This is a genomic window from Spirosoma sp. KCTC 42546 (genome assembly GCF_006965485.1).
Classification (GTDB): Bacteria; Bacteroidota; Bacteroidia; order Cytophagales; family Spirosomataceae; genus Spirosoma.
This window is the reverse complement of record NZ_CP041360.1, coordinates 3,003,361-3,018,536: the sequence shown is the minus strand read 5'-3', so window position 1 is coordinate 3,018,536 and position 15,176 is coordinate 3,003,361. Positions and strand designations below refer to the sequence as shown.

At 47.3% G+C, this 15,176-nt stretch carries 14 protein-coding genes; 11 read left to right on the top strand and 3 right to left on the bottom strand.

Annotated elements, in window-relative coordinates:
- The first annotated feature begins 58 nt into the window (after positions 1 to 58).
- Positions 59 to 1,576, top strand: a complete 1,518-nt coding sequence (locus tag EXU85_RS12145; protein ID WP_142772334.1) for an NAD(P)H-hydrate dehydratase — start codon at positions 59 to 61, stop codon at positions 1,574 to 1,576.
- A gap of 457 nt (positions 1,577 to 2,033) precedes the next feature.
- Here EXU85_RS12145 and feoB read toward each other — a convergent pair whose 3' ends face one another.
- Both feoB and EXU85_RS12135 read right to left on the bottom strand, forming a co-directional pair.
- A complete protein-coding gene (feoB, locus tag EXU85_RS12140; RefSeq protein ID WP_142772333.1) occupies positions 2,034 to 4,151 on the bottom strand; it encodes a ferrous iron transport protein B in 2,118 nt (705 codons plus the stop codon).
- 107 nt (positions 4,152 to 4,258) lie between these two features.
- The gene (locus EXU85_RS12135; protein WP_142772332.1) at positions 4,259 to 4,486 is read right to left on the bottom strand and encodes a FeoA family protein; all 228 of its coding nucleotides are present in this window, start codon (positions 4,484 to 4,486) and stop codon (positions 4,259 to 4,261) included.
- Between the two features lie 328 nt (positions 4,487 to 4,814).
- Between EXU85_RS12135 and EXU85_RS12130 the strand changes: the two genes are divergently transcribed.
- The 3 genes from EXU85_RS12130 to EXU85_RS12120 all read left to right on the top strand — a co-directional run bounded on the left by EXU85_RS12130 (position 4,815) and on the right by EXU85_RS12120 (position 8,886).
- Complete coding sequence (locus EXU85_RS12130; protein ID WP_142772331.1) at positions 4,815 to 6,140, top strand: hypothetical protein; 1,326 nt, start codon at positions 4,815 to 4,817, stop codon at positions 6,138 to 6,140.
- Between the two features lie 26 nt (positions 6,141 to 6,166).
- Positions 6,167 to 7,948 carry an ABC transporter ATP-binding protein gene (locus EXU85_RS12125; RefSeq protein ID WP_142772330.1) on the top strand — a complete coding sequence of 594 codons (1,782 nt, stop codon included), beginning with the start codon at positions 6,167 to 6,169 and terminating at the stop codon, positions 7,946 to 7,948.
- Positions 7,949 to 8,040: 92 nt separating this feature from the next.
- Entirely contained in the window at positions 8,041 to 8,886 is an 846-nt protein-coding gene (locus EXU85_RS12120) for a serine/threonine-protein kinase (RefSeq protein WP_142772329.1), read from the top strand.
- A gap of 91 nt (positions 8,887 to 8,977) precedes the next feature.
- Here EXU85_RS12120 and EXU85_RS12115 read toward each other — a convergent pair whose 3' ends face one another.
- The gene (locus tag EXU85_RS12115; RefSeq protein ID WP_142772328.1) at positions 8,978 to 9,745 is read right to left on the bottom strand and encodes a TSUP family transporter; all 768 of its coding nucleotides are present in this window, start codon (positions 9,743 to 9,745) and stop codon (positions 8,978 to 8,980) included.
- A gap of 78 nt (positions 9,746 to 9,823) precedes the next feature.
- Between EXU85_RS12115 and EXU85_RS12110 the strand changes: the two genes are divergently transcribed.
- The 7 genes from EXU85_RS12110 (at position 9,824) to ccsA (EXU85_RS12080) (ending at position 15,148) form a co-directional block, all read left to right on the top strand.
- Positions 9,824 to 10,498: a heme exporter protein CcmB gene (locus tag EXU85_RS12110; RefSeq protein WP_142772327.1), complete on the top strand. Its 675-nt coding sequence runs from the start codon at positions 9,824 to 9,826 to the stop codon at positions 10,496 to 10,498.
- A 67-nt stretch (positions 10,499 to 10,565) separates the two neighbouring features.
- Entirely contained in the window at positions 10,566 to 11,225 is a 660-nt protein-coding gene (gene ccsA, locus EXU85_RS12105; RefSeq protein ID WP_142772326.1) for a cytochrome c biogenesis protein CcsA, read from the top strand.
- 66 nt (positions 11,226 to 11,291) lie between these two features.
- A complete protein-coding gene (locus EXU85_RS12100; RefSeq protein ID WP_142772325.1) occupies positions 11,292 to 11,546 on the top strand; it encodes a CcmD family protein in 255 nt (84 codons plus the stop codon).
- A 52-nt stretch (positions 11,547 to 11,598) separates the two neighbouring features.
- Positions 11,599 to 12,039 (top strand): cytochrome c maturation protein CcmE, encoded by a 441-nt coding sequence (locus EXU85_RS12095; protein ID WP_142772324.1) that lies wholly within the window; start codon positions 11,599 to 11,601, stop codon positions 12,037 to 12,039.
- Complete coding sequence (locus EXU85_RS12090) at positions 12,036 to 12,233, top strand: hypothetical protein (RefSeq protein ID WP_142772323.1); 198 nt, start codon at positions 12,036 to 12,038, stop codon at positions 12,231 to 12,233. Before EXU85_RS12095 ends, EXU85_RS12090 begins: the two co-directional genes overlap by 4 nt.
- Positions 12,230 to 12,484, top strand: coding sequence for a hypothetical protein (locus EXU85_RS12085; protein ID WP_210422462.1), 255 nt, complete (start codon positions 12,230 to 12,232; stop codon positions 12,482 to 12,484). Before EXU85_RS12090 ends, EXU85_RS12085 begins: the two co-directional genes overlap by 4 nt.
- Before the next feature lie 3 nt (positions 12,485 to 12,487).
- Positions 12,488 to 15,148: a cytochrome c biogenesis protein CcsA gene (gene ccsA, locus EXU85_RS12080; protein WP_142772322.1), complete on the top strand. Its 2,661-nt coding sequence runs from the start codon at positions 12,488 to 12,490 to the stop codon at positions 15,146 to 15,148.
- Positions 15,149 to 15,176 lie beyond the last annotated feature (28 nt).

Here is a 15,176-nt window from a genome sequence, read left to right as displayed (position 1 = left end):
TTTCTCGGTAGGAGAAAATACTTTTGCAAAATTATGGTATGTACCTTGCACCACCTTTATGAAAATACTGAACGTTGACCAAATCCGCGCCCTTGATCAATCGACTATCGAGCATGAACCCATTGCACCCATCAATTTGATGGAGCGGGCGGCCCTTGCTTTCGTTGACTGGTTTGTTGATCGTTTTCCCAATACAACGCCTACTAAACTCTTCTGCGGATTAGGTAACAACGGGGGTGATGGCCTGGCCATTGCCCGACTACTTCTGGAACGGAACTATCCTGTTGAGGTAAATGTGGTGCGCTATGCACCTCGTGAGTCAGATGATTTTATGCACAATCATCGGCGCCTGAAATTAATTACCGAAACAATCCGATACATTGAACTGCCCCAGGAAATTCCTGCTCTTCGCCATAATGAAGTACTAATTGACGCCATTCTGGGGTCAGGACTCTCGCGCCCAACAGAGGGCATTGTTAAGAGTGTTATTGAAGTCATCAATCGTTCTCCCGCAACAGTGATTGCGGTCGACATTGCCAGTGGCTTGTATACAGACAAACCGAATGAGCTGACCGACGTCATCATAGAACCGGATTACACGATTACATTTCAGTTGCCTAAACTAGCGTTCATGCTCCCAAAAAATGGCCGTTATGTAGGTGATTGGCATATTGTGGACATTCGGTTGCATAAACGCTATATTGACCTCGCCCCTACCCCCTATTATTATACGCAGCCTCAGGATGCCCGACTACTGTTACGCAAACGGGATCGGTTCTCCAATAAAGGTACGTTTGGCCATGCCCTGCTGATGGTAGGTAGTTACGGAAAAATGGGCGCAGCTGTTCTGGCAGCCAAAGCCTGCCTACGATCGGGGGTTGGTCTGTTAACTGTTCATGTACCCCGATGCGGTTATGACACGATGCAAATAGCTGTGCCCGAAGCAATGTGCCGTCCGGATGGCAACCCCAATGTACTAACCGGAACGCCAGACCGCGGTGCCAGTGAGTTAAGCAGTCTTACTCCTGCCGACTACGCTGTAGTGGGTATTGGATCAGGTATTGGGCAGGCGCATGAAACGCTGGATATGCTAAAAGGGCTGCTCAAGACGATGAAAAAACCAATGGTAGTCGATGCAGATGCACTGAATCTGCTGTCCGAAAACCGTGAGTTATTGACTTATCTCCCTAAAAACAGCATTCTGACGCCCCACCCCAAAGAGTTTGAGCGACTAACAAAAAAGTGGGAGAATGATTATCAGAAATTAGATATCCTACGGGAGTTTGCCCAGAAGTATAAGGTCGTTGTTGTATTAAAGGGCGCAAATTCTGCGGTGGCAACACCCGATGGCGATATTCATTTTAACTCAACGGGCAACCCTGGTTTAAGTACGGGCGGTACAGGCGATGTTCTGACTGGGGTACTAACCGCTCTACTAGCCCAAAACTACGATTCTGTAGAGGCAGCGGTATTAGGCGTGTTTGCGCATGGACTGGCTGGCGACCGTATAGCCGTACAGCGAGGTCAAATTGGCATGATTGCTACAGATGTAATTGATGCATTGCGATGGGAGTAAATTCGTGAAACAGGTAGTTTATTTACTACACCCGTTACTTTATGGTTCACTCGGTGTCTTATCAACCAAGCTACCGTTTTGAAACCACGAACATATATTGGTTAGTGTACAATCAGGTAGTTATACGTATCAAAAAAATCAGGGTTTTTCCGCTGTTTTAGCCAAAGGTAATCCCCCAATTTTGTACCGGTATATAACCACTTACTGACACACCAATGAAAAATGTGGCACAACGAGCTTGGCGCAACAATCGTCCTTCACGTAGAGAACGGTCGAGTTTCGATCATACAACGGCACTAGGTAGCCTGGCTGTAGCACTATTTGCCTATATCCTATACCATATTTACCCCTTAATTTCGAAGGGTTTGCTCTGGTAACCAAAACTTCATATAAAATCGGAACGCGGGTTGTACCAATTTACAGTAAATTGGTACAACCCGCGTTCCGATTTTATGCGTTACTGCATTATCTGATAAGTAAAAAAGGCCGCTCCATAAGCCAGCACCATCATGTATACCAACTGAACAGCAGGCCATTTCCAGCTTTTGGTTTCCCGTTGCGTGGCCGCCAATGTGCTCATGCACATCATAGCAAACACATAAAAAATCAGCAACGACCAGGCCAGAGCCGGTGTATACATAGGTCCGCCTGTAATAGGGTTTCGCTCCTGACGGAGTCGCTCACGAATGGTGATTCCATCATCGTCGGCTCCACTCCCAATACTGTAAATGGTGGACATTGTACCAACAAACACCTCTCTGGCAGCAAACGAACTCAGTAGGGCAATCCCAATTTTCCAGTCATAACCGAGTGGACGAATGACAGGTTCGATGAAGTGTCCAAACTGGCCTGCATACGATGCTTCAAGCCGGTCGGAGGCTATTATATTCTGTAATTGATTAAGGGTAAGCGTCGAATGCTGCTGCTTTGCTCGTGCTTCGGCCTGATCCATTGAATCATCAGGTCCATAGCTTGCCAATACCCATAATACAATAGAAATGGCTAGAATAACCCGTCCGGCTTCCCAAACAAACGAACGTACACTTTCCCAAACCGTTAGCCCAACGTGATTCCAGCGGGGCAGCTTGAACGTGGGTAACTCCATAATGAAATAGCTACGTTCTTTAGTGCGGAGGAACAGTTTCAATATATAAGCAGCCACCAGAGCACTCACTAAACCCAACAGGTACAAAGCCATTAGTGCCAGCCCCTGTAAATTAAATAAGCCCAGGATTCGTCGGCTTGGTACGACCAGCGCAATCAGAATGGTATAAATGGGTAGTCGGGCCGAGCAACTCATCAGAGGAGTTACCAGAATCGTAATAAGTCGGTCACGCCGGGTACCGATGCTGCGGGTTGCCATAATAGCCGGTACAGCGCAGGCAACACCCGAGATGAGCGGCACTACACTCCGGCCATTGAGCCCAAATTTGCGCATGATGCGATCCATGATCACCATCACCCGCGACATATAGCCCGATTCTTCAAGCAAAGCTACCAGCAAAAATAAAAAGGCTATTTGCGGAATGAACACTAAAATGCCCCCAATTCCTGCCAGAACACCATCGGTTAGCAAATCGGTTAGTGGGCCAGCAGGAAGGCTTTCTTTCAGTTGCCCATTAATCCAGGCTACTCCCGTATCAATGGCATCCATGAAAGGCTGTGCCCAGGCAAAAATAGCCTGAAAAATCAGCAACAGGATAAAACTAAAAATAGCATACCCCCAGATCGGATGCAGTAAATAGCGATCAAGTTTCTGACTCCATGTGGGCTGGTTTGCCGGGCGTTGATTGGTCACAACCTCCGCTGCGATAGTTGCTATACGTTTGTAGCGTGTAATGGTTTCCCCTGCCTGAAACGTCTGTTCATTAAACTGATATTTATCGATCAGCTCGTCCAGTCCTCTTTGTTGGGGGCGATCTAAAAATGAAAACCCATCGTGCTGAATGAGGTACTGTAAAGCCAGATAATTATTGTCGAGCTCATAGCGAATTTTGGTATCCGTAATCAGGTCCGGTAGTTCTTCTGCTGGATCAAAAAACAATTTACCTGGCAGTGTTGGCTCTGAAAGCTGCCCAATAACAGCCTTTTTGAGCAGATCAAGACCTTCGCCTGTGCGGGCATTAATCCGAACAACGGGAACGCCCAGTCGCATGGCCAGGCGAACCGAATTAACATCCTTGGCCTGCTGCCGGGCCACATCAAGCATGTTCAGAGCTAATATAACCGGAACACCAAGATCGGCCACCTGCGTAAAGAGCAGTAGATTTCGATGCAAATTAGCCGCATCGACAACAACAACTGAGACATCGGGGTAATCGGGGTGGGCAGGATTGGCCAGGATATCCGTTACGATCTGCTCATCTAACGACTTTGGGTAAATGGAATAAATACCAGGAAAGTCAATGATGGTAGCAACCGTTTGGGTATCAATCGGCCAGGTTCCCGATTTTTTGTCTACCGTAACACCGGGAAAATTGCCCGTTTTCTGACGCAGGCCCGTGAGTTGGTTAAAGAGGGACGATTTACCAGCGTTTGGATTACCAATGAGGGCGATTACGGGGGACTGATTCAAGGCAGTGACGGCTTGCGGTTTAAGGTTTTCGGTTAACTGCAACGAGGGTTGCTGACACGTGAGCTATTTGTAGCGACGGTCCACCGAAAATCAAAAACCGTAAACGTTTAATTATCAATTAGGATGGTGGCTGCTTCTGATCGACGCATAGCCAGGCAGTAACCAGATACATTCAGACAGATAGGATCACCAAGTGGCGCTTTACCAGATAAGCATACCTCCGCACCGGGCAAACAGCCCATTTCGAGCAATTTGAGCGACATCAACTGATTATTAAACGATTGAATGGTGGCTCGTTCGCCAACTTTCAAATCAGCTACACTGCGCTTGCTCATGATGTCGGTGGTCTTACTCTTTATTTAGATTCAGTTTAATTAACGCAAGATTACAACGGAAAGTTTTTCCATACAAGTCAGATCAGGAAAAATATAAGCAGGCTGATTAAAATCAGTTTTTCCGCCTATCTCCAACAAGCTTCTTGCTTTTTAGTAAAGGCCTTCCCATTGACAATCCAATGGTATGCCCAGTACCTGGGACGTAAAATAACGGACAACCCTATAGATCAATTTATAGGTTTTCCTGTAGTCTGAATGTAGGTCTTTGTAGATGGGACAGCCAGCGATGAAGCATGACCTTTGTAATGTCCTTAAAATCAACTACGTCATGCTATCTAATTCATCTGCTCCTGCTCATACACTTACCAGTGCCGATCTGAAAACCGAAGATGAAGGCTTCTTCAGCGTACTGTACGAAATCATTCGGCGGCACCCGGTTCTATTCACCGTATTATTCATGATTCCATTTGTTGCCTTACTGATTTCAATGGGCCTGAAATGGTTCTACGTCTTTAACGACTCGGCCCACTACCTGTCTAACTTTCAGATTGACCCAAAAACGGGCAATTGGTCTGATCAAGGTCGCTATTTCAGTCCCGGCATTGACCGGTACATCCGCGAGCTAGACATTGCCGGTTTGCTGGGGGGCATCGTCGGTATTTTCATTGGCCTGTTCGTAACCGTCTCGACTGAAAAAGCCAACCGTCAGAAGGAAAAGCTCAATCAGCAGGAGATGGAACACATTAAAACACAGACCAATCTGCTGGTTCAGGCAACCCAGTCGCTCAATACCTTAATGGTTGACGTAAGCGGCAAAGTCAATGAAAAAGTATTGCTCATGGAGGGGTCTGACGAAGTATTGAACGGCATCAGTAAGGTGGTCGAATCGGCGCAATCGCAGGGGAACGATCTGCTGGTGCTTTCCAATACAGCTCGCCTGGAAGGTATCGCGCCGTTCAGAATGGAATACGTAGCCAAACACGCTGATCTGAAACCCCACGAGCTTCGCAATGCTACACAGTTTGATTACGCCCGCAAGGCCGAAGCCCTTCAGCGCGACCGAACGGATGTTGAAAACAAGCTAAAAGGCGCGGCTCTTTACCTTCAAAATATGGGCAGCGATGCACATGTGGAGTTTGTAACCCTCAATGACCAGAACGAAGGCGCAACACACGCCTTTTTGAAGTACCTCGGCAAGGTTGTCAATGAACACGTATCCGTCGAAACCTACCGTCCTGGCAGCAATACGATCCTGACCCAGCGGGAGGATATCCCCCACCATAACCGCTTTTTAGTTCCCTCCTCAGCCGACGAAGCGATTGAGCCTAAATCACTGTTAGTCAATCAACTGTACAAAGATCACGCGCAGGCCATTCGGGAGATGCAGGAAATAGGTATTCGTGTCTCGAAGGTTAACAAAACCCTTCCCGTACAGCTCTTTATCAGCTCTCCCCGCGACAATAAGCCGGGCATCTTCCGGGGTCTATGCGTCTGTATTCTGGGCAGTGGGTCAAGCGCAAGTGGCCGGGCTACCAAACTAACCGCTTTCCTGACCGAAGACCCACACATCGTAGCCTCCATGACCGAGCTTTTCTACGATTACCAAACCGACGGCAAACTGAATACACAGGAGTTCATTCGTCAGATCATGTAATCTCATTGATAAACTACTTGATACTTATGAACACCTTTCTTCTTATCCGCAAACTCTGGCCTTTTGTCCGCAACTACCAGGGCAGTCTGATCCTGGCACTCTTACTGACAACCGTTGGAGCCTTGCTTGCCCAGGTTACGCCCCTGGTGATGGAATATTCGGTCAATACAGTACAGGATTTGCTTAAACGACCCATCGACAAATCAGAAGTAACCTGGGTAGTTGGTAGTCTGGTCGCTATTTTACTCTCGAAGGAATTGCTGGCGTTATTGGTCCAGTTAGGTCAGAAGTTTCTGAGTGACCGCATCCGGTTTCGGATGGCTGCTGACCTCTATGATTTCACAATCAGCCGAATTGCATCCTATCATTTATCCTTCTTCGCTCAGGATCATAACCAAATTGGCAAACTCGAAAAACGAATCGATAAAGGGATTGATAGCCTTACCAAAACTGTCAAAAACCTATTTGTCGATATTACGCCAATGGTTGCCAATGCCGCTTTTGCGCTGATCCTGATTTACAATAAAAATATTGGGGTAGGTATCGTGGCTACGCTGGTACTACCCGTATATGCCTATATCAGCCGGGAGCAGACAAATCGTCAGAAGCTGATTCGACGGAATATTCAGGAAGTCCGGGAGAACAAAGCGAATGCACTTTACGGACTGCTGGAGTCTATTTTTGTCGTAAAATCCTTTGTCCGTGAAAGCTACGAGCAGCGTCGTCAGCAGGTGCTCAACCTGAGTCTGTGCGAAAAGGAAATCCGTCACCACCGCACAAATTACTGGTTCGATGGGCTGAAAAGCATTGCCGAACAGGTGGGTATCGTTCTGGTCTTTGTCGTGACAATCTATTTTGTTCTGAACCGTCAGATGACTGTTGGCGCTATTCTGCTCCATATCATGCTGTTCAACAATGTATCGGCACCTGTACGCCATCTGCATCGCATCTACGACGAATACTCCGAAGCACTGACGTATGCCGAAGGATTCTTCGATATGATTGAAAATGATACGTATCTACACCAGCGCGGGTCAGTGAAACCTACCGTCTGGAAAGGACACTTCGCCCTTCAGAACGTGGATTTTGTGTATCCCAATGGCAAGCAGGCGCTTCGTAACGTGACGCTTGATCTAAAACCAGGCAAAGTAACAGCACTGGTGGGTTTGTCGGGAGCGGGTAAAAGTTCAGCCCTGAATCTGCTGGCCGGCTTTTATGACCCAACGCGCGGCAACGTGCTCTTAGATGGGCAACCGTTGGCGAGCTACGACAGCGAGTTGGTTCGGGAAAACGTTGGATTAGTCCTTCAGAAAAACCACATTTTCGCTGGCACCATTGAAGAAAACATCCGCTATGGGCGACTAGAAGCCACCGCTGAGGAAGTCATAGAGGCAGCCCGAAACGCCAGTCTTCATGATCAGGTTCAACAGTTACCACAGGGTTACCAGACCGAAGCCCGCGCCTTATCGGGCGGGCAACAGCAACGGATCGCCATTGCCCGGTTATTCCTAAAAAACCCTCCTGTACTCCTGCTCGACGAACCTACAGCCAGCCTCGATGCCATTACGGCTGAGCAAATCAAAGACAGTCTGGATGCCATCAAGCAGAACCGCACCGTACTGATCATCTCGCATAACATCAGCCAGATCATGGATGCCGATCAGATTTATGTCCTTCAGGAAGGCGAAGTCGTTGGCCAGGGAACCCACGATTCTCTGTATCAGGAAGGAGGTCTGTACCGTGACATCATTGACTCTAATGCAAGAACGCTCAATATTACCCGATTAGCCGCAACGGTGTTAGGATAAAGTCGGTTTACAGTATTTGGTTTACGGTGTCCGTCACTACGGTGGTCCATCGCCGTAAACCTCAAACTGAATCCCGAAAACGTCAAACAACTATGAACCAGACAATTCGAGGCTATACGCTCACCCAATGGCTGGGGTCGGGCGGCATGGGAGAAGTGTATCAGGCGTATAATGATACGACACGCCAAACGGTAGCCATCAAATTGCTAAGTCGCTTGGAACACGCGGAACGTTTTCGAAACGAGGCTACCGTTCAGGCATCATTACGGCATCCACATATCGCCCTACTACACGAATTTTTCGTTGAAGGTGGTCTTTTCTGCCTGGTAATGGAGTACATAGAGGGACCAACAATTGAACAGTTTACCCGCAAAAATGGCCCACTTACCGAAGAAGCCGCCTGGAAAATACTGGGGCAGGTTGCGTCGGCATTGGCCTATCTGCACCGTCATCAGATCGTGCATCGGGACCTGAAAGCAGGGAACATAAAATTTGGACGTCAGGGTAACGCCAAACTACTGGACTTTGGCCTAGCCCGATTAGCCAACTCCCCCCGGCTTACGCGTCAAGGACATTTAGTTGGTACAGCCTATACCATGGCCCCTGAGCAATTTACCGGAGAGAGCACATCGGCATCAGATTGCTGGGCGCTGGGCGTGTTATTTTACGAAATGCTGACCGGCTATACTCCCTTTGGCGGCACTACAGAATCGGAAATAGGACGGCTGGTTCAAAAAGCGGATTACCTCTCTCCTATTAAATTAAAGCCTACTCTATCGCGCACCTGCGAACGACTCATTGATAAATTACTGGTTGTCAACCCCGATCAACGGCTAACGGCCGAACAGGTATTAGCGATTTGTCAGGACCCAACACAGTTGGATTTGCCCAGTTGGGCCGATCCAATTCGGAAATTGTGGGGGAAACTGAATTTTTGATTTCACATTATAGAACGCTGATTTTTATGATCATTATGATTTATTATGATCATAAAAATGATTGATCTTGATAATCATACCAATCAGCGTTCTATTTAACCAGCAGATCCCACGCAAACCGCAGGATGGTAGCTGCAATAACCAACAGGAAGAATATCCGAATAAACCGATTGCCCTTCAAAATAGCCAAACGAGCGCCCAAAAACGCCCCCGATAGGTTTGCCAACGCCATTGGGAAGGCAAAGGCATAGAGTATATAACCCTTGTTTGCAAAAAACAATGTACAGGCCAGATTTGTAGATGCATTCACCAGTTTAGCATGTGCACTGGCTTTCAGGAAATCGAAGCCAATCAGTGCGATGAAACCCAGGACCAGAAAGCTACCTGTCCCCGGTCCGAAGAAGCCATCATAGAAACCAATAATGGCTCCCATCAACCACATGCGTAATCGCTGCTGCTTTTCGGTAACGATCCGATGCGATACCTGCCCAAAGTTTTTTTGCGTGAGCGTATAGATGAATACCGCTATCAGGATGGTAAGTGCCAATGGTTTCATAAAGCTGTTCGGCACCCGCGTAAGTGTCCAGGCGCCCAGCCAGGAGGCACCAAAAGCAATCGCCATCATGGGCGCAATAAACCGTCCAACCACAGCAACCCGTCGGCTATATTGAAACGCCCCCATCAGGCTCCCACCCAGCGATGGAATTTTAGTGGTACCAATGAGTGTGGGAACCGGGTATTGCGGCAGGGTAAATAAGATGGCAGGCGTTTGAATTAACCCACCTCCCCCAATAATCGCATCGATAAAGCCCGCCAGAAAGGAGAACCCACAAAGGGTAATAATAGAATTGTAGTCCATGAAGAGAATCAGAACACAAAACTATTTCTTTTCCGCGTCAGCATTGCACCGTAAATTTGCAGAATCAACAAAACAGATATGGCAGAGTCGGTACGGCAGATGAGTGCATTGATGCGGAAAGAGTTTCTGCTGGAATGGCGTCAACGCTATGCACTCAATGGCATGCTGCTCTACATTGTAGGAGCCGTGTTTGTGTGTTACCTAAGCTTTAATGCCCGGCGTGGTCAGCTAACACCCATTGTCTGGAACACGCTTTTCTGGATTATCCTGTTATTCACCGCCATTAATGCCATTGCCAAAAGCTTTGTACAGGAACGTGCCGGTCGACAGTTATACTATTATACACTGGCCAGTCCGGAGCAGATCATCCTCTCAAAAATTCTCTACAACACCGTACTAATGCTTGCGTTAGCGTTTCTGGGATTTGGGGTTTATGCGTTTGTATTGGGTAATCCAGTCAACGACGTGCCTTTATACCTATTGACGTTACTATTAGGCGCTATAGGATTCGCGGCTTCACTTACCCTAGTTTCAGGCATTGCCAGTAAAGCAGAAAATCCGGCCACGCTAATGGCGGTACTGAGCTTTCCAATTATCCTGCCGCTGTTATTGATGTTAGTAAAAATTTCAAAAAATGCCCTCGACGGTCTGGATCGTAGTGTTAGCTGGAGTGAGATTGGAACCGTGCTGGCTATCGATGCTATTGTATTAACACTGTCGTGGCTGTTATTTCCGTTTTTGTGGAGGAGTTAACGTAACGTGGACATCCTGTCTACATGTACCTGATTATTAAATGCGGACAGGATGTCCGCGTTGCACAATGAAAAATACCTGGTGGAAGGCTCTCGGAGTCTTGATTTTAACATACGTAATTCTGAAAGGCTTTCTGGGCGTTGTACCTCGCCAACCCATTCTGAATGAAAGTATTCGGAATGTCTATTTCCATGTACCCCTCTGGTTCGGGATGATCATCTTGTTGCTCACATCGGCTATTTTCTCAATTAAATACCTGCGCAGTGGTCGGTTTGATGATGATTTAATTGCTGTTGAGTTTGCCAATACCGCTATTTTGTTCGGGATTCTGGGCTGTGCAACGGGCTCTTTGTGGGCAAACTTTACCTGGGGCGAACCCTGGCCGAATGATCCGAAGCTCAACAGCGTGGCCGTCGGGATGCTCATGTACCTTGCTTATTTGATCCTGCGCGGTTCGTTTGATGATGAGCAACGACGTGCCCGCATTTCGGCAGTCTATAATATTTTTGCCTTTGCCGTATTTGTTCCCTTGATTTTTATCGTGCCCCGTTTGACAGATTCACTCCACCCTGGTAATGGAGGTAACCCGGCATTTGGCAAATACGATATGGACAATAACATGCGTATGGTTTTCTATCCGGCTATTATCGGATTTACCTTATTAGGCGTCTGGATTACGGAACTTAGCATCCGGTTTCGGCGAGTGAAAGCGGCTTTAGATGACTAAAGTCATCGGGTTTCTGGAATGATTCAGCTTATTTTTGCGTTATTTTTCTAACTATTTCGTATTCAAATGCGACTGTCTTTTTTGACGAAATTCTCATTAGCGGCTTTACTTCTACTTAGCCAACATGTATTCGCTCAGCAACCTGTTTCTGGCGGTGTTGAAATGGCGGATCAGCTTCGGGCCGATGGCAAAATCTGGGTAGTCGTGGCGGTTGTTGCGGCTGTTTTTACCGGTATTATCATTTATCTGATCCGGCTCGATCGGCAGATTGGCAAACTGGAAAAAGAAGTAAAGAACAAATCAACCGTTGTTAGTCACTAAAGACTGCTCACCTTTTGATTACCCCAAATCCTGATCATAAGTTAGTTGTACTATGAAAATCTCTCACATAATTGGCATTGTCATCATTGCAATCGCCATCGGTATTATTGCCTCGACTGCCGGGGACGCCAGTGTTTATGTCACATTTGCCAAAGCGCAACAAATGAAACAGGATGGCGACGATAAGATGATTCACGTAGTGGGCAAGGTCAAAAAAGATGCGCAGGGGCAGATCGTAGACATGTTCTATAACCCCGCCATCGACCCTAACCATTTCGAGTTTACGCTAATCGACAATGACAATCGGGCCCAAAAAGTTGTGTTCAACAGTCCTAAACCGCAGGATTTTGAACGTTCAGAACAGATCGTGATCATTGGCGATATGCAAGGCGACCATTTTCAGTGCAACAAAATTCTGTTGAAATGTCCTTCAAAATATCAGGATGGTAAGCTGGAAACAACTGAGCATGAAGCGAAAACAGCACAACTATGAGCGTACAGGAAATTGAAACAGCCATCGAAAATCTTCCTGATAAGGAGATACATGAATTGGCAGACTGGTTAGCAGAACTTCGCAACCAACTGTGGGACAGACAAATTGAAAAAGATGACAAGGCCGGTCGGTTAGACGCGCTTATTGCCAGGGCGAAAGAACAAAACCGTCAAGGCTTAACTCGACCACTTTGATTTATAAGACAACTCCAGATTTTTGGGATTGTTATCATGTATTACCCAAAGACATTCAAAATTTGGCTGACAAAAACTTTGCACTCCTCAAAACCAATTTGCATCACCCATCTTTACATTTTAAAGTAGTTCGGGAAGGCTTATGGTCGGTTCGAGTTGGAAAAAAGTATCGTTCTTTAGCTAGTGAAGATGGCGAAGACTTGCTTTGGTTTTGGATAGGCTCTCAGGCAGAATACGATAGAATTATTTAGCGAATGATACATACCACAGTCGGGCAACTCGGCCACTTTTTTGTTATTCTATCGTTCGTTACGGCACTCGTAGCAACGGTTGCTTATTTCCTTTCGGCTTTAGGCAAAGGGGCTAAATCACAGGTTGAGCATATTGAAGAGCCTCAGCTTGCTTACGCCGGAGAGTCTAGTTTTGGCGGCAAGACGACCAAACGTAAGGTAAAAACCACGGCCCAGGCCGCTACGCCCCCCGCTCGTGATGAGTGGAAAACGCTGGCTCGCTGGGCGTTCTATATTCATGGAGCGGCTGTAGTCGGTGTGGCTGCCAGCCTATTCTACATTATTTTCAATCACTACTTCGAGTACCATTATGCCTGGAGTCACTCGTCTCGGGCATTGCCGGTTCAGTACATGATTGCCTGTTTCTGGGAAAGCCAGGAAGGCTCATTTTTACTCTGGCTGTTCTGGAATGCGGTACTGGGTGCTATTTTAATTCGGAAAGCCGGTTCCACCTGGGAAGCGCCCATCATGGCACTTTTCGCCCTGGTGCAGGTATTCCTGGCCTCAATGATTCTGGGCGTTGTTTTCGGAGAAACGTTTAAAATTGGCTCTACACCCTTTCTGTTGTTGAGAGAAGCCATGCCCGAAGCACCCATTTTCGGTGCCGACCCGAACTTTGTTCCAAAAGACGGAAATGGCCTGAACCCCCTGCTTCAGAACTATTGGATGGTGATTCACCCGCCAACCTTATTCCTTGGGTTTGCGCTGACTCTGGTGCCATTTGCTTATTGCATTGCCGGGCTGTGGCGCAACCAACCTCTCGAATGGATTCGCCCTGCGCTGCCCTGGACGTTGTTTGGCGCCATGATTCTGGGAATCGGGATCATGATGGGGGGGTATTGGGCTTATGAAACCCTCAACTTTGGTGGCTACTGGAACTGGGATCCCGTCGAAAATGCCGTATATGTACCCTGGCTTGTGATGGTGGCCGCCCTACACACCATGCTGATCGCAAAGAAGTCATCAACAGGGTTAAAATCAGCCATTATCCTGACCATCAGCACATTCCTGCTGATTCTATACGCAACCTTCCTGACTCGAAGTGGTATTCTGGGGAATGCATCGGTACACTCGTTTACCGATTTAGGTTTGTCGGGACAATTGCTTATCTATCTGATGGTATTTGTCGTTTTTGCCGTCGTACTAGCTGCCCGTAAGTGGAAATACATTCCAACCGATGAGCAGGAAGCGTCAGTCTATACTAAAGAATTTTGGTTATTTATTGGCGCAACGGTTATCTGTCTGGCTTCTTTCCAGGTTATTGCCACCACCTCGATCCCAGTTTATAACAAGATACTGGAAGCTTTTGGTAAAATCTCTAACCTTGCTTTACCCGCCGATCAGATTGCGCACTATTCCAAGTTTCAGATTTGGTTTTTTGTTGTCATTGCTTTGCTGACGGGTATTGGTCAGTTTATGTGGTGGCGGAAGCTCGACAATAAAAAATGGGATGCGCTGATTACGCCCGGTATTCTGACGCTGCTTATCAGCGCGGGTCTGATTGCCTTCGGTTCGGTAAAAAGTCCGGTTTATATGGCTATTCTGGTGGCTGGCGTTTTTGCACTGGTTACCAATGGCACTATTCTGCTGGGTATTATTCGTGGTAACTACCGGATGTCGGGAGGAGCGATTGCGCACATTGGTATGGCGCTTATGCTGCTTGGTATTCTGTACTCGGCCGGTTTCTCGAAGGTTATTTCGATCAATAATAGTGGCCTGCTCATTTCCAAACAGGATGAGTTTACGAAAAACGACAATAAAGAAAACAAGGAAAATACGCTGCTTTGGTTGAACCAGCCCGAGAAAATGGGGAACTACCAAATTACCTATCGTGGTCAGCGTATTGAAGTTCGGGATATGCCCAAATACATCCCCATTAAGGATGTAACGGTCATTGAAGGGGATTTCCACGGTATTGCCCAGCGAGACCTTGAACAGAATGGTAAGGTGTACCACAAGAAGGGTGATACGCTGGCCTTGTATCCCGAAAATACCTATTATGAAGTTGAATATCGGGAGCCAAACGGGCCCATTTTCAACCTGTATCCACGGGCACAGGTAAATGAAAAAATGGGGCTGCTAGCATCACCGGATACTCGACACAAAATCGATCGCGACATTTACACGTATGTCAACTCGGTACCTAACCCAGCAGACGAAAATAAGTGGGAGAAAACCGAAACGTACAGCGTTGCCATCAAAGACACATTTTTCCTGAACGACTATGTGGCAATTCTGGATGATGTGGCACGGGCAACTGAGGTAGAAGGAATGGAGATTGGCCCCAACGATGCCGCAGTCCGGGCGCGGGTACGGGTGCTGGATAAAACCGGTGAGCATATTCTAAACCCGGCCTTTATCATTAAGGATCGTATGGTAGCGCACCCGGCCGAAATGAGCGATGAGTTGGGTGTTCGTATCCAGCTTAATGAAATTGATCCCCGGACGGGCAAGTTTACCTTTGCCGTTAACCGGACGCAACGGGATTATATCGTAATGAAAGCCTTTGAAAAGCCACTCATCAATATACTCTGGATCGGAACGCTGGTTGTTGTACTTGGTTTCCTGATTGCAACTATCCGTCGGTATCGGGAATTCAGTAAGATGAAAAACAAAGTTGCCTAGTCAACAGGTTTTAGTCAACGGTTGCAGT